This window comes from Algoriphagus sp. AK58 (assembly GCF_014324365.1).
Classification (GTDB): Bacteria; Bacteroidota; Bacteroidia; order Cytophagales; family Cyclobacteriaceae; genus Algoriphagus.
On the sequence record NZ_QEIG01000004.1, the window covers coordinates 57,109 to 78,946 of the forward strand.

Here is a 21,838-nt window from a genome sequence, read left to right on the forward strand (position 1 = left end):
TATAAATACTTATGTATAATACCAAATATATAATTGATTATCCAAATGTAAATAATCAAAATACCCAAATATTTATTAAGGAAGTAAATTTTACAGGTCAACCAATTGTAATTCAAAAGTTTGGTTATTCACCTTTGATATTAAAATATTACGGTGAAGGAAAAGAAAAATTTCAACCAATAAAAACAAGTGAAGCAAGAATTAATTTATTATCAGAAGTTGATTTTGAATGGTTTGAATTTGCTTCATTTGAAGAAAAACAATTTCTAATTGAAATTACATTTGATCAAATTATCTTTTGGTCTGGTTATTTGGTTGCAGATAATTATAGTGAAAATTACACCTTTCCACCTTATGAAGTTACTATTGTAGCAATTGATTATTTAACTACCTTAAAAGATATTCCATTTTTAGATGAAGGAAATTTTATCTATGAAAATAAAACTGCTTTAGAAATCATCCTTTTTATTCTGAATAAATTGGAATTAGGATTAGAAGTTTGGGATGCTACAGATGTTTATCCTTTAAGCGGTAATACAAATTTTGGTGCTTTATCACAGGTTTATATTGATTGCAAAAAGTACATCAACAATATCAGAGAAGAAAATCAAGAAGCTTTTAATTGCTTTGATGTTTTAAATGATATTCTTCTATCTTATGGTTTAACCTTATCACAAAATAAAAACCGTTGGGAAATCAAACATTTTGATTCATTTGTGAAAAGATATTACAAATATAATTCAGTTGGTACTTTCATTGAATTAGAAGAAGTTGATCAAATCAGAAATCTTGATTCAATTGATTTATTCCTTTTGGAAGGATCTGGAAATATTGAAGTTGAAGGATCTTATAAAACTGTAATTCTAAACCACGATTTAGGGAGAAAAAATATAAGTGTAAGAGGTGGTGATTTTTATCCTGATTCTTGGACTGGTATATCTGTAATGCTAAACCAACATAAGTATTTTAATTTTGTTAGTGGTGGTGGTTTATTTTTCCCTAATGGAAATAGAGCTGTTTTTTCTAAGCAAAATGATAATAAAATTTATACTACACTTCCAAATAATGAGACAATAATTAATGCTGCTAAGGATAGTTATATTTATTTTGATGTACCTTTTTCAAAGTTACCTATTCCAGATAAAACCATTGATTATCATTTGGACTTTAATTTCTTTACCCAATTAATTGCCCAATATGATTTACCACCTTTATATGATGATCCAAGCTTTGATAGGGTTATATTTGAAAACTTCTTAGAACAACAATTAAATCAACTTTTTGGAAATTTGGTATTTAACCACCTTTGGAAATTGGAAATACATAATCAAACAACCAATACAACTTGGTATTTAAGTTATAATCCTTTGTTTGATAATGGTGGTGATACTGAGAAAATTGATGATAGGTATGGTTGGACTACAACGGATACAAATGATTGGGAGGAATTCACGGGTGAAGAACTTGAAGAAACTGGAAATATTGATCCTTTATTGAATAAGAAAAAATATAGACCAAATAGACGGGCGGGAAACGCAATTACTTGGACTGATCCAACTTATGAATTTAAACAAAGAATTCAGCTTTATGAATTAACTTCAAATACAAATAAATTAATCAATAAAAATGATGAAGGATTTTTAAGGGTCTATATTTCTTCACCGTACTTTTTTCAGGTTAATGATTATCATTCAGGGGTTCCAACTGATTACAGGGTAAATTTTCAAAGAGTTAATTCCTATATCCGTTTGATGGATTTTACAAATGATAATTTCAATGTTTCAAATAATGAAACTTATATTGGTGATGCAGATAAGAATATCAGAAATCTTGCAACTATTGATGTTAGGTTAGGTGGTGGTAATTCAGTTTCTCAAAATAGTTTATTTGATGCTTCTGGAAATACCTTTACCAATTTTGTCAAAGGTTTAGAAGAAGGTGATTTTTTACAGTTCACAGCAAATAGAATAATTAATCAATATGAAAATCCTAGTGTAAGATTTAGAGGTAGAATATTTACTAAAGGTGATAAGCTTGATCTAAGTCAATTAATATATATTGAAGAAATTGATAAGTTCTTTGTGATTCACGGATTAACTTATGAAGATATAGAAAATTTTTATGATGTAGAATTAATTGAACTTGCTGGATTTAGTGGATTTGGAAATAGACAATTAAGCTGGATTAAAAGTATGGCGGTTACAATAGTGAATAATGAAGAAGGTTATTCAATTGAGATTATAGAAGAAGAAAATTAAAAAATATGGCAATAACATTAAAACAATTATATGCAGGTGGTACAGAAGGTAATTCAACCAAAATAAAAGCTAGGCTTGATTTAGGTGCTGTAAACACTATAGAGAACAATATTAAAGTATATACGATTCAATACAAATGGCCAACAAGTCCAGGAAAGTTAAGGCTTTGGATAAACAATGAATTAATTCAAGAAGTGGATTCAACGGGTGTTCAACCCTATTTTGAAAACCTTTTGATCGGTGGTGATGAAGAAAATCTGGAAGGGTATATTTATGAAATTGTAGCTTTAAAGACTGGTTTTAATTCCGTTCTGGATACTGAATTACAGGCTTATAATAATTGGCTTGCTGATAAATGGCTTCCTACAGGATCAAATTTTAATGGTTATACTGTTAATTCTACTGCTGGAACTGAACCAACGTTTACAACGGGTTCAAATAGATTTTTAGCTAAATGGCTTCATTTGGATGAATCAACTATTGTTGATGATGGATCTGGATTAGTAAATCAATGGAATGATAAAGCAGGATTTTCAGGAGTTAATAAAGTTTCTTCCTATTACAATTTCCCGACTTCCAACAAATTACCACTTGAAACAACTGGTAAAGGTGGTAAAAGGGTTGTAAGGTTTAATAGGGATAACTTCTTTAAACTTGATGTACAGAATGCAGGGGTAAATGATCCTGCTGATCCTGATTATATCACCTTCTTCATTGTGGCCAAATTTGATGATTTTGATAGGTCAGGTGGATTTTCAGAATCTCAAACCCTATTGGGTTCAATTACTGATGCTGGTGCTTTTAATACTGCTATACGGTTAAAAAAATACCCTACTGATAATTTTCTATCACTAAGAATGCAAATTGGGGGAACCTTCAGAAATGGACAATTTCCAAGGAATAAGGTTTTAGATATTACCACAATTGAAGGTGCTGAATCTGCAAATCTCAGATTGGCTTATACTAAAGATGAAACCTTTTCCACTGGTATTACCTATACTTCAGGTGTTACGATCACAGAAACAAATAAAGGTGCTGCAATTTTTAATCTAACTGGATTAGATTATGATACATATTATGTAAGAGCTGAAATTGATTCAGTACTTAATCCACATACTGCAAAATTCAAAACCTTCAGAAAATCTAATCCTGAAGGGTTCAGTTTTATTTTTGGTAGCTGTAATAACACCAATTCAAACCATATAATTTGGGATGCAATGAAGGAAAAGAATCCTGATCTATTCTTTCATTTAGGTGATTTACATTACGAAGATATTGCAACACCTGATACAGATTTATTCAGAGATGCTTATAATTCTACAGTTGAACAACCTAGGCAAAAGGATTTTTATTCTAATCAATCTAATTACTATATATGGGATGATCACGATTACGGGCCAAATAACAGTGATAAAGATTCACCAAGTAGGGCTAATGCAATTGAATTTTATTTAAGTAATATCCCATATCAAAATATAATTACTGATCCTATAACTAATGGAATATCTCAATATTATGATATTGGAAGATGTAGGTTTGTAATGACTGATTTAAGAGCAAATAGAGATGATTGGATGATTGAACCTTATACTGATCCAAATAAAACTGTATTAGGTACTGCAACAAAAAACTGGTTTAAAAATTTACTTCTGGATTATAAGAATAATAATAATCTTGATGTTCTATTTTGGATGAATCCTTTTGGTTGGACGGGTGATGAAACTGATCCTTACAGCTGGTCTTATAATGTAACTACTGAAACTTGGTCTGTATATTTGTCAGAACGTCAGGAATTAGCAAATTATATGTATTATAATAATATATCCAATGTGGTTATCTGTAATGGTGATACCCATATGATTGCAATAGATGATGGAAGAAATAATTTTTATGCAACTGATAATAGTGGTAATAGAATCAAGGCTTCCAACGTTCCTGCAAATCTTCAACATTTAATAATTGAATCTTCTCCATTTGATAGGGATGGTGATAAGCAAGGTGGATTATTTCAAATTGATGATCTTGATAATAGTGGTGGGCCTTTTCCAGTGGGTAACAACAATTTCAGCTTCATTACTGTAAATGATCTTGGAAGTAATTGGATTGAAGTTATCATTCAGCAATACGGGTATTTTCAATTTTTTGAAGGTGGTAATGAATTATATCTAATTAGAGAATTTAAAAAACAATACAGAACAAAAAGAAGTATTAATTCAATTCCACCACCACCACCATTTGTATCTTCAAATAAGGTTGGTTTTGGGGTTGTTACACTACCTGAAGAAGATCATCCTATTCAGAATAGCCTAATTCAAATAGATTCACCTATACCCCTTCTAAACACTTATAAAGGGGTGATTACAGGAAGGGTAATTAATTTTGATGTTAGTGGTGGTGGAATTGTAGCTGAATTATACAGAAGATCCGATCAAGACTATTTTGTCACTTTAGGTGCTGTTAATTCCACTACAGGTACATTTACTTTAACACCACCAAATAATCAAAGTGGTACTATTATTATCAAATTAAAAGATACTGAATTCAATTTTACATTTTTTGAATTTGTAAATGATGAAAACAATCCAAACTATCACAATAATTTATCTATTGAAAGATGGGTAACAACTGATATTGATTATTTCAGTGGTCAGGCAATTAATGTACCTGAAGGAAAAGAATTTAAATTACCTTTTTCACTTACTGAAGGTAAGGTGAAATTTAAATTGAAACGTACAACGGATAATGTTTATGTTGCTGAATCACCTTTTAAAACGGATTTGGCAAGATCATTTTTAATTGATGATAATGATCCTGAAGTAATTTCTTCACCATTTCCTTCAAGATCTTATTTATATGATATGGCTTTAGTATTGATAAGCAGTACGGGATTAAAGGATTTTAAATTTGCAGATAGGATTGTAAGTGGAATCATTGAAAGTCAGTATGCAAATGGTGCTTTTGCTTTTTCGGTAAATCATATTAATCCACGGCCTGAATTACAAGATCCTTATTTTCGTACAGGTGCAATCGGTTGGGTTGCTTATGCTTTAGGGTATTACCTGCAATACAGAAGGAATTCCCCTTTGAAATCTGAAGCTGAAAATGCTTTGGTAAAGGTGCTGGATTACATTGAATCTTTAGAATCAAATCCAATCGGACTTCCTACAGGTGGAAAAGGAAGATATTACTTAGAAGGTGGTTTAGAATTATTCGATCCTGATTATATCATTCCTTGGATAAGTACAGAACATTGTATTGATTACTTCTTTGCCTTAAAACAGGCTGGAAGGGTTCTAAATGATTCAACCTATACAGCTAAATCAAATCAGGTTAAAAACCTAATGATCAATCAATTATGGGATTCAACCAATAATAGATTTTTCCAAGGTATAAGTAATGCTGCAACCAATACTAAAGATACTGCTGATGCTTTGGATTGCAATAGTTGGGGTGCTTTGATGCTATTTTCGGCAGGTGAAACCGAAAAGGCTAATCAACTTCTTCCAAGACTTGAAAATTTTTACTATGTTGAAGATACAATTACAGGGGCAAAAGGATATAAGCCTTATTCTGATCAATGGGGATATCCTGGGGCTGCTGCAACTGTCTGGTTTGAAGGATCTTTTGGGGTTGCTTTGGCCTATTGGAGGGCGAAACAGTATGAAAAATATTCTGAAATAATGAATGATCTGAAGGAATTTGAAGAACCTGATGGATCTTACAGATATGCAGCTTTACGGGATGAAGTCTATCAGATATCAAACTATCCTTCAACCTGTTCAACTAGCTGGTATATCATTGCAGCTAGATTAAAAAATTCTGTTTGGATTTAATTTTGAAAAAATTAACTGTTTAATAATTATACCTATATGTTAGTTGAAAAAGTTGTTATTAGAAAAAGGAAGAAACTGATTTTATTAGTGGTTTCAATACTTGTGATTTTAATTAATTCAATTTATTTCATCTATAAATATTATCCAGTTGATAAGGATGTACCTGATGTAACTCAAAAAACATTTGAAAATTTTCTTGTGTCGGGTTATATTGATGAAATTACTATTATCACTAATGATCCTCTAGTATTTGTTACACTGAAACAAGAATCTAAAGAATACTTTTTTGAAAACTTTAAAGAAAAAATGATTGAGGATGGGCCACACTTTAAACTTCAGGTAACACATCAAGATTCTTTTAGGAGAAATTTGGAGGATATTCTGAATAAAATAAAAATTGATGAAAATCCAAGTGTAAAGGAAGAATATAAAATTTTTGCAAGATCTTTTTTTATAATGGAATTTTTTATTGTAGAGGTAATAATAATCACATTGATTATTTTTTTAATTTTTACACCTTCTTTTATTGCATCAAAAAAAACTTTTTTCAACCAAATATTTGCTTTAAACTTTTTCTTAGGATGGACTGGTTTAGGCTGGGTAATAGCTTTAGTTTGGAGTTTAAAAAATGAATGATTTTAAAATTCTCAATAATTACAAACACATTTATTTAAGCAAATTATGAAATCATCAATTCTAGTAACACCTACTGATTCAGTCAAAGGATTGGAAATAGAGCGATATATCGAATTTATTTCAACAAATGTTGTTGTAGGCACAAATTTATTTTCTGATGCAGGTGCTTCACTTATTGACTTTTTTGGAGGAATGTCTAATTCATATCAAGAAAAATTAGATAAGATACAAAAGGTTGGTATTGACAAATTAAAACATAAGGCACAAAATCTTGGGGCTAATGGAATAATAAGCCTCAGAACTGATTTTGATGAAATATCAGGTAAGGGAAAATCAATGTTTATGGTATCAATTTCAGGTATGGCAGTAAGATTTACCCAAAATCAAAGTATAGATTCAAAAGTTGAAATTGCTTTACCTGATGATTTGGATATTGAAATTTCAAAAATAAAAATTTCAGAAGTTATAAGAAATGGAAGTTTACCTTCAGAGGAGGAATGGACTTTTTTACTTTCAAATCCAATTCCTGAAATCATTCCAGATTTACTTAATTCCTACTTGAAACGGTTTGAACATTATTCTTCCCCAATAAATGATATTGAAAAAACTGCAAGAAATTTCTTCCCATTAATTCTTAAAAATCTTGATGAAGAATTTGTTTCAGATATCCTTTATTCAAAACTTATTGAAATAACTGATCTAAAAAAGAAGGAAAATATAATTGTTATTAAAACACTTATAGAAGAATCACAAACATTTGCGGTAAAATGGATCATCAAAATGATAGCAGATGGGAAAAAATCAAGTGCGATCCTAACGTTAAATTCAAATAAAAGAAGCTTTAAAAAATCCGATAGTGAGGAATTTAAAAAGGTTCTGAACATCCTAGATAATTTGCCAGATACAGGAAAAATTGAAATGGTCAAATCATTACTTGGAACAAAGGAGAAATATATCTGTGAATCTAATCATACTAGTGATTCAAGTTCCAAGTACTGTAATAATGTAGATTGTGGAAAGAATATTAAAGGCTTAATATCCTCAGAGATTGCAATAATTGAAGAATTCAGAATTAAGGTTAAAGCTTTAGAAAATATCTTTAATTAATTCCTGTTTCTTAGAAGTTCCAGCAATCTAATCTTCTTTTCTTCAGTACAGATACTTTGAAGTTTTCCAAATTCCAAATGGTAAAGGAATTCATCTAAGGTATTTATACCCCTTGTTTGGGCTGTTTTCTGTTGGTGGTTAAGAAAATCCAAGGATTGAAGATTAAATTCTTCCAATTCAAATTCCTTGGTAATGGATCTTGGAATAATATGATCTACAATTACGGCAGGTGAAACAATTCCAAATTGAAGTTTTAATTCATCCAAGGGGTATAAATCAATATGTTTCTTCCTTAAACTTCTCCAAGATGCTGAATAGTAGAAAGGATCTGTTTCACCTTTCCAGCCTGTTTTGATTTTCATAAACTTTAAATATAATTATCCTTAAATCAATCATATGGAAGAGCAAATAAATAAAATCAAGGAATTACCAAGTATTCTTGGTGAATTGAAGGAATTAGTATTTGAAAGAATCAGAAATCCCTTCTTAGCTTCATTTTCATTTTTTTGGATTATTATAAACTGGAAAATCCCGTTCTACTTAATTGCTTCAAATAAAGAAGTTGAAGAAAGATTTGAATTTGTGTCTTTAAATTATAGCAGTATATATTATACTCTTTTAATGCCTTTAGTTTTAGCTATTGGATATTTATATTTAAAGGATATTATTTTCAATTTCCTTGAAAAAACAACCAATAATTTTTTCATCAAAAGGAAAGAGACCGAAACAGATAAAGCTGTAGAACTTATAAAATTAGAAGTAAGAAAAGTTGATGCGCTAAATGAACTTAAGGATGCTCAGGAAAGAAATAAACTGGCGCAATCTTTAAAGGATTGTGAAAGTAAATATAATGAATTAAAAAAGACAGTTTCAAAATTAACCACGGATAAAGTCAATTCAGAAAAAATGGTTGATTCACTTAGAAAAACTATAGAATATGATTTTCAATTTGATCTTATAGATGAAAAGATTCAGCGTTTTCTTAATGAAAAAAGTGAAACTGAAATTCAAACTCTTGGAATTAAATTAAGTCAATTATTAACAGAATTTGAAATGTTTGCAAATGAGGAAATTAAAAGTATTATAAATGAACTTACCAAAGAAGAATTAGGATATTTTAGACTGAATTCAGATGGTAAATTGGTAGATGTTGAATTATTTTCTACTGGAAAATTTGCCTTAAGATATTACATTTATTCTAATAGTAATTTTATTCCATTAAAACTTAACCTTAAAAAACGAGAAAATAGAATATGAACTGGAAGGAATCAATCAAAGAAGCTTTAGGAATGCTTGAAAAATCTGATCGAGGAATTATTTTCTTAGATATGTACAATAAGGTAATTCATCCTGCTGATGCTGCATTCTATAAGCAGGAAGTTTACCCAAAGGATCTGGTAAAAACCTTGGAGGATCATTTTACATCAATGGGATTACCCCTTAAAGATCCTGAAGTAAGAAAGGATCTGATTGATCTAATCCAGAAGTACGAAGAAGCCAAATTAAGAAGGCCAAAAAAACTTTTATAAATTTAGAAGGATTCTAAATAGGTTGTAAAATAATGAATATCAACCGATTGACTATTTCAAATGAATTCAATTAACTTACTTAACTTTATTGCTTGCAGGGTTTTCAGGCTTGATCTACCTTTGATGCAAGCAAACGGGAAAAGAATCAGTAAACCCATACTAAGTACTATAAATAATTTTAAATCAGTCAGTTATGAAATTCATTAGAACTTGGAATCAAAAATTTGAAGGTGCAAAAGAACACGCAAAAGTTAAACCTGCTATTCTAGCTTTATTTGAACCTGATGGATTGATTGGATCTTCAAGATTATCAAGATATGATGAAGCAAGAAATGAACTTTGTGTAACTGATACAGCTGGTAAGGATATTTTTGAAATCGTTAATCTTGGTAACGGTAATTTTGATATGATAATTACAGATAGAATTTTAAAACATTTAGATCTTGAAAAACCATTGAGTTTTAGAGATAGAATTAATGGTAGGAAAAGAGAAGTAAAAAATGATTACCAAATATTCTTGGTTTTGATGAACCTATTTTTAAGTGAGAAGAATGAAGATTATGTTTTTAACTTTACTAATTTAGATCAAAATGAATATTTTGAAATTTGTTCCAAGATTTGGGATATGGACAAAATGAATGAGATATTAGAAAAAACTTCATAATAATTTGTATTAAGGTTAAACATTGATTAATTAAGTCCTACTGGTAATGCTGGTAGGATTTTTTATTTGGTTACTGTATAGTCATATAAGAGTATTAGTAACTGTATAGTGATATAAGGGTTTTAATTACTGTATAGCCATATAAGAGTACAAGTAACTGTATAGTGATATAAGACTAAGGTGATTTTTTCAAACTGTATAGCCATAAGGTAGTATTATTCTATTTGTTTATTATTGTATTTATAGTAGTTTATGAGTATAGTAAGAATATAAAGAAATATAATAGATATAATAGTAAATGTAATGCATATTAATACTTATATTTATCATATTATTACAAGATATTAACAAATATCATTAGATTATAAGATATTCAATAAGATATCTGTATTACTTGTTTTGGCAATGTTACAGCTATTATCTAGGTTTAATTGATATCTTCATATCATTTCAATAGAAAACTTCTGTAATGGCTTAAAAATAGGTTTATTTCTAATACAGTATTTTAATTACAGATGTAAATTCTACAGTGGTTTTAAATTCAAATAAATTAATTTGAATAATTAACAATTATTTAACACAAAAACCTGTACTTTTTTATTTTATTGAGTATTTATATTTGCAGATTGAAAATATACTGTTTAAATTTGCAGATTGATAATTTCATTATTGGTTATTTAAGTGTTAAGTGGTGTTGGAGTGTTGCAAAACTTCAACACCATATTTAAATGAATCAAATGAGATTATTAAATAACACTTAAATAAAATACTTATAACCATTAATGAAGAAGCACAATGATTCAATTAAACTATTCAGTACAATTACCCCTGATGATCTAACCCAAAGATTATTAGAACTTGGAATAGAAGAAAAGCACATCAAAAACCACCTAGTAAAGTATATTTACATCATTGATAAGATTTATACCAATGATGTCATTAATAAGAATGCTGAAGTTTGCAGATTAAATTTTGATCTACTGGTTAAACTGTTTGGTGCTAGATATACCAAACCAATTATCAAAAACCTGATTGATACAGGTATTATTCAATTAGTCAGCAAACATTATGCAGGGGTTCAATCAAACGGGTATATCCTTACAGAACCAAGGGGTGCAAAGGAATATACCTTTGAAAATCAGAGGTTTGTAACAAAGATCATTGAAGAAAGAACTTCTAGGATTGAAATAGATAGCCAAACTTTGGCTAGGCTTTTTAGGGCTATGTCAAACCTGCAACTTGATCATATTGATTTAAACCAATTGACTGAAGATGAATTTAAATTTGTTCGGATGCTTCAGCACAACCCATTTCAAAAAGTAGGAAAAAAGGGTAAACGGGTTTACAACAACTTCTGCAATCTTCCTAAATCGGTTAGATCAATGGTGAAGCTTCAAAATCAGGATCTTGGTTTTGTTGATATTGTGAATAGTCAAATGGTTTTTTTGGCTGGGGTCATATCTGACTACCTTTTTAACAATGGGTTTGAATTTTCTGAATCAACCAATGATTTTATCAGATTATCCACTTCAGGTAAGCTTTATAATAGGCTAATGGAATTATCTGGTATTGAAGATAGATCTGAGGTAAAGGAATTAACCTTTCAAATCATCTTTTCAGAAAAATCCTATTCAGATATCAAATGGGTATTTGAAAAGGAATTCAATCAGGTTTATCAGGTTATCAAACAACTGAAGAAAGATGATCATAATGTATTATCTCACCTGATGCAGCAAAAGGAAGCTAAGATTGTTTTTAGGGCTTTAGATTCAATCCCGTATCAAAAAGAGATCCTTACTATCCACGATTCATTATATGCACCTGAAAGCGAATTAAACACCATTAAGGAAGCTTTGATCAATTCCTTCAAGTTTGAAAGGATTAATGCAACCATAAATGTTAATGATGAATATAATCTTACAGTATTTGACTATTCACCAAATCAAATTGAAAATATAATGAAAGAACCTACTTTACCATTATCTGAAAAGGTACAGGAAATTGAAGAATCATTTATTAATGAAAGTTCAAACCAGATTGAAGAACCTGTAAAAGAACTACCTATCAACAAATCAGAAGTATATTCATTTGATGAATATGATGAAGATTTAGCTGAAATAGATTTTATAGTATCTAAAATTAAAATGAATTAATCATTAAATATATGAACTATAATACATACAAATACATAAGGGAAATTACAGATAGATTTAAAGAAAAAATTATAGGTGCATTTACTTCACCAAGATTCAAAAATAATCCTGAATTTATGGCAGCTTTACAGGTTATTCTGAAGAACTGGGAAAGAAAGGTATTTCAAGAATATTTGAACCTTAGAAGGGGTTCCAGTACCTTCAAGGATCTGGAATTTATCAGGGTGTTTTCTGAAGATCTGATCTTCAGGATATCAGTAAAGATTGTTGGATTGGTGTAATATGGGTTGAGATAAAATTAAATTTAATATCCAATCTATTACACCAAACAATATAATCTACTGATAATCAGTATATAAAAAAGAATTACAAATCCCTAAGACACCTTGGTGGAATTGCATCCTGATAGCATTCGGAATCGACCCAGCGGGGTAATGGGAAGTGGTAAAGATCCTGCTTCTGGAGAAGCAGGACAACAAGACCCTGTAGGGGTCGACCTGTGAATACCTGTGCGCCGTGGCGTAGCCCCGGGTTGCACCCGGGGTTGAGAATCAAGGTTTTGAGTGAGGCGCTGGTGTAGGGTCTTGATTTGAAATACAATCCTTGGTACCAGCGCAATGGAAAAAAGGTATGGTCTAAGGGAGGATTGGGGTTGGGAAGCGTGGCTCAACCATTTGGAATTACAACTCCCTGAGATACCTGGGTCGAATTGCGTCCTGATAGCATTCAGGATCTACCCATCAGAGTATTGGGAAGTAGTTAAAATCCTGCTTCTGGAGAAGCAGGACAACAGAAATTATTGGATTCAATTAATGCTGCCTCGGTCACCTATCGATTTGAAAAAGTGGAAAGTTCAAGCCAAAACCCTTGAATTCTTTTTACTCCATCCATGAAGTCATCCATATTCATCGACTTTTTGACATAGCTATTGCAATGATTATCGTAAGCAAGATCAATATCCTTTTGATTTGAGGACGTAGTAAGGACCACTACCGGAATACTTTTCAAAATAGGATCTGCCTTAACTTGCCTCAAAACTTCATGGCCATTGAATATTGGAATATTAATGTCCAAAAGAACCATATCAGGCCTTTCTACTTCGGAAAAGGCACCCCTTCTAAATAAAAAATCAAGCGCCTCCTGCCCATTCCTGGCTATACTTATTTTTGTTTTTACACTGCCTTCCTCAAATGCTTCAAGCAAAAGGAAAATATCCCCTTCATTATCTTCCACAAGCAGAATGTGGTATATCCTTTCCATTATTTAGTTTTTGGTTTCATTAGGATTCTGGATTTAGGGTATTAGCCTAAACTTCTAAAATTTTGGCGGTACTTGATTCAATCAAACGTATCTCCTGCATGTAGTTTAAGGTTAATAATTCATTCAGACATTTCTTTTCTCGCTTTTCTGTAGGAGTTGAAGTAGAATATTAAAATTTTGATACACCAAATCAACCTTTAGGCAAGGTAAAATGGAAGATTGAACCCTCTCCCGGAGTTGATTCCAGCCAAATCCTGCCTCCTAAAAATTCAACGTTCTTTTTAGCAATGGATAAGCCTATTCCAGTCCCCTCAAATTCGTCCTGGTTATGTAATCGTTGAAAAATCACAAAAATCTTTTCGTGAAACTGCGGAGCAATTCCTATCCCATTGTCTTTAATTGAAAATTTCCATTCGTTTTCAATAGTTTCAAAGCCAACTTCAATACTTGGACTGACTCCAGGCTTGGAATACTTTATTGCGTTATCCAATAATGAATGAAAAACTTGGACAATACCGGCTTTATAGGTGTAAACAGTAGGCAATTCTTGGGAATGAATGGTAGCGGACTTCTCTGAAATAATTTTCTTTCGTAGCAAAAGATATTCTTGAATTACTTTATCCAATTGAATATTTTCTTTGGATACTGTTGGCTTACTGGCCCTGGAATACTCCAACAAATCTAAAACAATGTTTTTCATTCGTTTTGCTCCATCAGTTGCAAAGTGAATGTATTGATGAGCCCTCTCATCCAGTTTACTTCCATACTTCCTTTCAAGGAGCTGCATAAAGCTTGATATCATCCTTAAAGGTTCTTGCAAATCATGCGAGGCTACGTAAGCAAATTGTTCCAACTCCTCATTTGAACGCTCCAGGTCTTGAGTATATCGTTTAAGCAAATACTGATTTTCCCGTTCTGAGGAAATATCCGAAGAGATACTGATAATTCCCGAAAGTAGGTCATTCTCATCATAGATAGGGGCTCTGGAGCCCCTTACTGGAATCCACTTTTTAGCCTTATTTTGAATTTGAAATTCTCCAGACCAAGTTTTTCCACTTTTCAAAAGGTCCATGATTTCATCTTTCTGTTCTTCATTCAGGTCATTTGGACATATCCTGTCAATTTCTTGCCCGATAGTTTCATCTTCTGACCAACCGAAAATAGATTCTGCGGCCTTATTCCAAAAGCTAATCACTCCGTTAAGATCAGTTGCTATTGCAGCCTGACCTACCGTTTTTAGTAAACTTGCTTTAAACCTATTCTCCTTTTCTGATATCTTTTGTTCTGTGATATCAGTCATTGCTCCCACCATCCGTAGCGCTTTGCCATATTGATCTCTTACGATCACTCCTTGATCTACGACAAATCTAATTTCTCCCTCCGGATTGATTATCCGGTACTCGGTTTTCCATTTTTTGATAGCCGGATCACTTAGTGCATTTAAAACACTTTCTTTAATTCGTACTACATCATCGGGATGAAAAGGGTCTTTCCAAAAATTAGAACTTGAAAAATACTTCAGTGCATTTTTCCCGAAAAAACGTTCAATCATATTAGACCTATAAAACTTATCATTTTGGATATCCCAATCCCAAATTGCATCGTCAGTGGCCTCTGTTACTTTTTCAAACCGCTCATTAGCACGCAAAATTTCAAATTCTGTATTTTTTCGATCAGTGATGTCAATATTTCCTCCAATCATCCTAACAGGCTTCCCATTGATATCTCGGGATACTATCGCATTTCCCTCAATGTACCGAATGCTCTTATCAGGCCATACTACTCTGAATATGGAATTAAACTCTCGTTTTCCTTCAAGGGCATCATTTAAATCCTTATTCGCTTGTTCAAAATCGTCAGGATGTAACACCTTTTGCCATGCGCTAACTGCACCTTCGAAATCCTCTTTTTGAATTCTGTACATTTCGTACATTCTATCGTCCCATATCAATTGATTTTTTGGGATATCCCAGTCCCATATTCCCATTTTAGCAGAAGAAGTGGCAAGGCGCAGGCGTTCTGATGTGGAAATTAAATCTTGCTCTGCTTTTTTGCGCTCTGTTATATCCAGTATGATTGCCACAAAGCTTTTGGTCTTAGAGTATGTCACTAATTTAAGGTGAACTTCAACAGGATAAAGGCTTCCATCCTTACGTTTGTGATGCGTGAAAAAAATGACCTTGTCTTTTTCATTCCGTTTTAAGGGAGAAACTAATTGACCAAATGTCTGTTCGGTGAATTCAGGTTTGAGGTCAAGGGGAGTCAATTTTAATAATTCATCCAAGGTATACCCCAAATTCAGGATCGCTCCTTTATTAACATAGGTAAACAGGAGTGTCTCAGCATCAAACATATAGATTTCATTCAGACTATTCTCCAATGTTTCCTGAAATCTATTCTTGGCTAGTTCGGCCTGTTTGCGATGATCTATGTCCTGAAACCCGCCATATAGTCTAATACATTTACCATTGACTATCTCGGCATTCCCAATAGAACGAATCCAAAGTTCATTTTTCTTTGCTGTTACAATTACTGCTTCAAAATCCCAGCCCTCTCCAGTTTCGATGGTATTTACTACCGCCAAACGAACCATTTCACGGAAATCATTTCGAAAAAAATTGATTCCATCTTCCAAATTAGGCACATAGGTTTTGGGGTCAGTTTCATGCAATTGATGGATTTGTTCCGACCAAAAAACTTTATTCTCTGTCAAATCGATACTCCAACTCCCAATTTTTACCATTCTTGCAACTTCCCGGTTCAGGTCTTGCAAATACTTCTCAGCAGTAACATTTTGCAGTACCCCAGATTCCCCTATTACTTGCTGATTGGAATCATAAACAGGCTGCATGAGCATCCTGATATGGATATCTTCATTTTTAGAATTAATTAATTTCAATTCTAGATCATAAGCCTCTCCATTTAATAGTAACTCCTGTGTTGCCTGGAGAATTTTTTCTTGGGAAGGTTTATCAAAAAAGCTGATTGCTTCATTATATGTTAAGACGGGGTCATTTGGGTCCAATCCATAAATGCTAAATACGAAATCAGACCAATTGAGACGGTCTGTTTTAAAATTGTAATCCCAATATCCGATTTTCGCCAATTTACTGGCCTGAGCCATAGTCAACTGGCTTTTTTCTGCTTTTTCCTTAGCTTTTTTTAGTTCATTCTCAATTATGATTCGCTCTGAAATGTCTTGGGTTGTGCCTTTGAAGGCTATCACCTTCTTATTATTATCAAAAATCGGAGCTCCAATGGTATTAACTGTTTTGTAAGTTCCATCAGGACGAAGAAGGTCTAATTCCATCTTATATGAAATCCCATTCTCAATCGCATGATTGATCACTTCATTGAATCGATTCCAATCCTTGGGATGAACCAGTTTTTCATGATCCTTAAGATTGACAGAGGCAATGGAAGGATCCAAACCCCAGATATTGTAGGTTTCCTCTGACCATTCCGAAACCTGATTGATTACATCATAATACCAACTCCCCAAATGCGCAAGCTTCTGAGCTTCTTTCATTTTCCGCTCATTTTCTTCCGCTATCTCCTTGGCTTTTATTAGATTTTCTTCAACACCTTTTAATTCAGTAATATCCTTTTGAATGGCTATCCAATTGGTAATAATTTGCTCTTCATTTTTTACCGGAAATAACTTGAAGTGGATCAAAAACTCCTCTCCACTTTTTTTATAATTAACTGTGGTTATGGTGGACTCATTTCCATTAATTACAGCTTGTTTAAGCTTAGCCAATTCTTGGTAATTTGAATTTGGTCCTTGCAAGAATTTGGGGGACTTTCCCAATACTTCCGAAGCGGAATAACCCGTCATTCTGGAAAAGGAATCATTGACGTAAACAATTTTTAGTCCTTCCTTATGAAATGGATCTGCATCGGTAATTAAGACAGAATCATTTGTATTAGAAGCTATTTTATAAAGTAATTGTAGTTGATTTTGATCGCTTTTTTCTTTAGTAATATCTCGACAAATCGCTAAAACACACGGGTTGCCCTCTACCTCTACTTTTGCTGCATGGATTTCAAAATAAAGTGAGTTTCCATTTTTATCATTTAAAAGGAAGTTTCCTAAAAAGACACTTTCCTCTCCAAATTCGAGTGGTTTTATGGCATTTAAAAATCTATCTACCTCATTCGATGGCATTAAGTCCTCCAAACAAAGTACTTGAACATGCTTTTGTGTATTTCCCCAAACTTTCAAACCTAAGCTATTGAAGCTCAGAATAGACTTTGAGTTTTCACTATAAATCCATGATGGAAAAGGGGATAACTTAAAGAAATCAGAAGTGGCGAGATTAATTTTCATGTTAGGCACATTCAATTACAACACTACTGATAAAAAATAATTTTCTAAAAAACTTTACCACTTCATTTCCTAAATATTTTAATATGATTGTCCGCAATAGTACCACCAGCCAACTACTCTTCAATTAATGGGGCGGAAGACCGATGACCGAAGACCGAAGCATTCCGGATTTCAACCTTTTCTAGAAATTTTTTAAGCTCGCTAAGCCTTCTGATAAAAAAGCGGATATACAGAATATTTTAATATGATTGTCCGCAATAGTACCACCAGCCAACTACTCTTCGATTAATGGGGTTGGGGCCTTTCCTTTGTCAGGTAGAACCAAAGACGGATCCTGAAAAAAATCTTGACCTTAACTTACACTTTAGCACTTAGAGATATCTTTCTGTTAATGTACTTATATCCATCTATTTTTAATGAATATTAGGAACTCTGAAAGAATCCAAATCATACACTGACAAGTTTGTGAATGTCGATTGGGTATCTGTCTAAAGTTAGGTTGTTTAGTTAAAACAAAGGTATTGAATATGAATATTTTGAGGTTTGAGGAGGGTTTCCCAGATAAAAAAATCCTCGTCTGGGAGAAGTAAAAAAACGTTTGGTCTGGGTGGGAGTCGATCATGCAGTTAGAAATCCGGGGTTTGAAATCCGCGGGTATTTGAATGCTTATTTTGGCAGAGTATCAAAATCTTCGTTTTTTCAAGAAAAGGGTTATTGGGAAATAAAAATACTTGGTTTTGGAAGACAGACCCATTAACAAGAAACCAAATTTTAATCTAATCAAGCCATAACTGCAAGGATTTTAAGGAAGTGGAGCGCCAATTCTCGATTTCCATTTACTTCCAAAGATTGTTCTGCGCGAGCCGAGGGAATCCCTTTGGTGAAAATCCTCCAAGCTATCTGGTCTGGGATGGTTAGCTGAGCTTTTGGCTCAAGTTTAGAAAAGGGCACCAGTTGCCAAGCCGATTCTGTACGCTTTATCCACCAAGAATGAGCAAACTGTCCGGTGATTGTGATTTTGACCAGTGTGCCCTTGGGACTTTCTATAGATCGATAGTGGTAAGGAAGAGCCCTTAGGGAAGTTTCCAAATAGGGTAGGTAAAGGCGCTTGCTCAACAGAGATCGGTCTTCTGGATCCACCGCATGGAAAATCTGTTGGGTATGGTGCCATTTCTCGGTATACTCTCTGGCAATATGAAACCAATTTTGAGACTCCTCTTCCCCTGCCCAAGCCACACTGAACAAGGCTTTTTCAAAAGGCTTTAAACTGTTGATCAGGGTCCTATATTCCTTTCCACTTGTTTCCAATAAAGCAATCAAAACCTGGGGACTCAGTCTGTTGGTGGCAGTCACCCATTCCGCATTGAGTCGATTGAGAAATCTGACCAAATCCTGATAGGAAGATAGGGGGCCGGGATTCTCTCCAAAAAAACCATCCCGAATCATGGAAATAGCTCTTAAATTTCCATCCAACAAATGGGCAGTGATATGCTTGATGGTCCATTGCCCAGCCAAAGTTGGTAAACTCCATTGTTTTGGTGAAAGAGATTTAAGCTTGGTGATTAAAAGTTCATCCAGTTCCTGGAAAAGATGCCGAGTCCGAATAGGGATAGAAGTGTTCATGAAAAGGGTAATTTCTCCGAAATAATGCCAAACTCCAACAAAATCAAAGTCTTTGTCCATGGTCTTTCTACCTCAGTCCTCCTTTTAATCTCTTCCATCCCACCTTATTGTGCGGCCCAAGTCTACAATCCCAACTCACATTGCCACTTACCGCTATTCCTCTACCTGCTAGCTCGACTATTTCTTAATGATCTATCCTCAGCTAGTGGGTATTTTTGGGGGCAAAAGTGGGACAAGAGAGATTGGAATTTGGGTAGCTGAGAATTCAGATGAGCTCATAAAACCCCGAAAACTTGGTTCCTTTCGATGCTGGCAATGGTGTTCAGTATTGAAAGAGGGAACCCCCAAACTCCCGAAGCATACCAAGTGGATCGGTTTTTTTTCCAACTATGTCTTTGTAGTGGACAGGGCTATGGTACTTTCCAGCAAATGCCTTTCCCTGTTTTGAATCGATTTGTTTTTCCAGGCCTTCCCTTCCGAATAAGGAGGATTGCCAAACTTGTTTCTATCAGTCCTATCTATTCGAATTTGCTGTGGACCATCCACTAAAAATCTTCAGCTTAGGACTTCTTCCTTGGATTACTTTTCAAATCTCAGGTCTGCATGTGAAGACAAGGCCACGATTTTGTGAATAAGGCTATCCAAGTTTTTGGATTCTGCTAAAATCATGCTGATAAACTCTTCTCTTTCCTGTTCGGAATCTTGGGAATAATTGATTACCAAATCACATAAGGCTAATATGTTGGCCACATACCTTCTCAATCCATGGGATTGATACCAGGTTATTTCTTTCAACAGTTCATTCTGTTTAAGAATTCGATCTTCATTTTCCTTCATCAAGGAAATATCCTTCATGATGTAGGATACTCCTATAATTTCACTTCGTTCACTGTCAAATACTGGCTCCATCAAAATATCCCACCATCTTGAATCCTGAAATTTTTGAAAATTGATTTTAGAACCAGCAATTACTTGCTTGAGGTAAGATGCTACCTCCTTGGTGGAATTGAGATGAGGAAAATCCAAAAACGATTCTCCGATGGTCATGGGTCGCCCGAGCAGGGACTGGGTCAGCAGTTTTGCCGCCTTATTACTGGATTTAATCTTCAACTCCTTATCAAGAAAAAACCAGGCCTCAGATGTACTGTTATAGATTGCATTCAACATCCCCTGGCTTTCCTTGAGTTCGAGTTCGGTCAGTTTCCTGGCGTTGATATCCTTGATATTCATGGCTACTCCCATCAATGAACCAGAAGCATCCCTAACTGGAAAATAAGAGACTTCAAACCAATAGGGCACTCCTCTCAAATAACGGAGTACTTCAATTTGGACCTGATTTCCTTCAAGGGCTCTCGGGAAATTCTCACGAAATCCTTCCAAACTATCCTCAGGTAGAAAATCCTCTATTGAGCTGCCCAATGTCAATTCTTTCCCCTTTGTTCTCAGAGACGTTTCATTGGCTACTCTGTTGAAATTCAATATTTCCCCTTCTAAGCCAATCAGTAGGTTGCTGTCCACGGTGCTATCATAGACCGCTTTCAGCTTGTTTTCAGAAAGCTCTATATGAGCTTTTCTTCTTTTCTCCTCGGTGATGTCCCTGATAAAACAGGTGAGGCCGGCATTGGAAGGATAAACAGTGATCAAAACCCATTTTTTGGAGGGAACTAGAAATTCCTCAAAAACAGCCAACTGATTCTCCAGAAAAATGGTGGAGAGCTTTTGTAAAAGATTTTCATTAAACCCCTTGCCTTCCAATTCTGGGGCAGATTTGCCTAGGATGTCCTTTCGATCCAGTTCAAAAAGACGCTCAAATTTGGAATTGATCCTTCGAATCTCCATGTTGACTCCAAGGTGTAAAAATCCGTCTGAAATTTCTTCCAAAATAGTTTCCACTCTTTCTGCTAATTCCTGGGCTTTGCGTGTGGCTTTTTCTGCATCGGTTATGTCATGACCAATACACAACACTCCGAGGGGAACCTGATTTTCATCAAGCAGGGTCGAAAACTCCCAATGAGACCAGACATGTTCTTTTTGGCCTTTTACAGGTTTTCTCAAAAAGACCGGAACTATCCTGCCCGGATGAGCAAGGCATGATTTGACAGTTTCCAGGCAAATCAGGTGATCATCAGGATGAATCCCGACCATAAATGACTTTCCAATGAAATCTGACCCCAAAAAATCAAACCGCGCCTGAAAACGCTTATTGACGTATTGGTAGACCCCTTCCAAATCTGTCACTATCGCAAAATAGACCGTGGAGTTTTTGATAAAATCCGGTACAAAAATTTCAAAATTCGGACTTGCCATTTTAAACAGTGGCGATGAACTACCATTAATATAAATAAACTGAGGAAAATTAATCTAATTCAAAGAAATGTAAAAGCTGAAATTATCAATTGTAAAAATATGTAAACACAAGGGATTCCAGTTGTGGGCTCCGCTCCA

14 protein-coding genes are annotated in these 21,838 nt (G+C 33.7%); 9 read left to right on the forward strand and 5 right to left on the reverse strand.

Annotated features, from left to right (window positions below; genetic code table 11):
• The first annotated feature begins 11 nt into the window (after window positions 1-11).
• The 4 genes from DDT91_RS03235 to DDT91_RS03250 are packed head-to-tail and all read left to right on the forward strand — an operon-like array spanning window position 12 to window position 7,834.
• Window positions 12-2,258, forward strand: coding sequence for a hypothetical protein (locus tag DDT91_RS03235; protein ID WP_187174699.1), 2,247 nt, complete (start codon window positions 12-14; stop codon window positions 2,256-2,258).
• 5 nt (window positions 2,259-2,263) lie between these two features.
• Window positions 2,264-6,091 (forward strand): alkaline phosphatase D family protein, encoded by a 3,828-nt coding sequence (locus tag DDT91_RS03240; protein WP_187174700.1) that lies wholly within the window; start codon window positions 2,264-2,266, stop codon window positions 6,089-6,091.
• A gap of 36 nt (window positions 6,092-6,127) precedes the next feature.
• Complete coding sequence (locus tag DDT91_RS20480; RefSeq protein WP_222718590.1) at window positions 6,128-6,727, forward strand: superinfection immunity protein; 600 nt, start codon at window positions 6,128-6,130, stop codon at window positions 6,725-6,727.
• A 45-nt stretch (window positions 6,728-6,772) separates the two neighbouring features.
• Complete coding sequence (locus tag DDT91_RS03250) at window positions 6,773-7,834, forward strand: YbjQ family protein (protein WP_187174701.1); 1,062 nt, start codon at window positions 6,773-6,775, stop codon at window positions 7,832-7,834.
• On the opposite strand, the gene DDT91_RS03255 is transcribed toward DDT91_RS03250, so the two are convergent.
• The gene (locus DDT91_RS03255; RefSeq protein WP_187174702.1) at window positions 7,831-8,196 is read right to left on the reverse strand and encodes a hypothetical protein; all 366 of its coding nucleotides are present in this window, start codon (window positions 8,194-8,196) and stop codon (window positions 7,831-7,833) included. The genes DDT91_RS03250 and DDT91_RS03255 overlap by 4 nt on opposite strands.
• A gap of 34 nt (window positions 8,197-8,230) precedes the next feature.
• Between DDT91_RS03255 and DDT91_RS03260 the strand changes: the two genes are divergently transcribed.
• From DDT91_RS03260 to DDT91_RS03280, 5 genes are all read left to right on the forward strand, one after another.
• Window positions 8,231-9,091 carry a hypothetical protein gene (locus DDT91_RS03260; protein WP_187174703.1) on the forward strand — a complete coding sequence of 287 codons (861 nt, stop codon included), beginning with the start codon at window positions 8,231-8,233 and terminating at the stop codon, window positions 9,089-9,091.
• Window positions 9,088-9,363, forward strand: coding sequence for a hypothetical protein (locus tag DDT91_RS03265; protein WP_187174704.1), 276 nt, complete (start codon window positions 9,088-9,090; stop codon window positions 9,361-9,363). Before DDT91_RS03260 ends, DDT91_RS03265 begins: the two co-directional genes overlap by 4 nt.
• Window positions 9,364-9,556: 193 nt before the next feature.
• Complete coding sequence (locus tag DDT91_RS03270; protein ID WP_187174705.1) at window positions 9,557-10,027, forward strand: hypothetical protein; 471 nt, start codon at window positions 9,557-9,559, stop codon at window positions 10,025-10,027.
• Between the two features lie 782 nt (window positions 10,028-10,809).
• On the forward strand, window positions 10,810-12,180 hold the full coding sequence (locus DDT91_RS03275) for a hypothetical protein (protein ID WP_187174706.1): 1,371 nt from the start codon (window positions 10,810-10,812) through the stop codon (window positions 12,178-12,180).
• Window positions 12,181-12,191: 11 nt separating this feature from the next.
• Window positions 12,192-12,461: a hypothetical protein gene (locus DDT91_RS03280; RefSeq protein WP_187174707.1), complete on the forward strand. Its 270-nt coding sequence runs from the start codon at window positions 12,192-12,194 to the stop codon at window positions 12,459-12,461.
• 547 nt (window positions 12,462-13,008) lie between these two features.
• Here the strand turns inward: DDT91_RS03280 and DDT91_RS03285 are convergent.
• The 4 genes from DDT91_RS03285 to DDT91_RS03300 all read right to left on the reverse strand — a co-directional run bounded on the left by DDT91_RS03285 (window position 13,009) and on the right by DDT91_RS03300 (window position 21,700).
• A complete protein-coding gene (locus DDT91_RS03285) occupies window positions 13,009-13,440 on the reverse strand; it encodes a response regulator (protein WP_187174708.1) in 432 nt (143 codons plus the stop codon).
• Between the two features lie 190 nt (window positions 13,441-13,630).
• Window positions 13,631-17,770: a PAS domain S-box protein gene (locus tag DDT91_RS03290; protein ID WP_187174709.1), complete on the reverse strand. Its 4,140-nt coding sequence runs from the start codon at window positions 17,768-17,770 to the stop codon at window positions 13,631-13,633.
• A gap of 780 nt (window positions 17,771-18,550) precedes the next feature.
• A complete protein-coding gene (locus tag DDT91_RS03295) occupies window positions 18,551-19,453 on the reverse strand; it encodes a maleylpyruvate isomerase N-terminal domain-containing protein (RefSeq protein ID WP_222718591.1) in 903 nt (300 codons plus the stop codon).
• Window positions 19,454-19,972: 519 nt separating this feature from the next.
• Window positions 19,973-21,700: a PAS domain-containing protein gene (locus tag DDT91_RS03300; protein WP_187174710.1), complete on the reverse strand. Its 1,728-nt coding sequence runs from the start codon at window positions 21,698-21,700 to the stop codon at window positions 19,973-19,975.
• Between the last annotated feature and the right edge of the window lie 138 nt (window positions 21,701-21,838).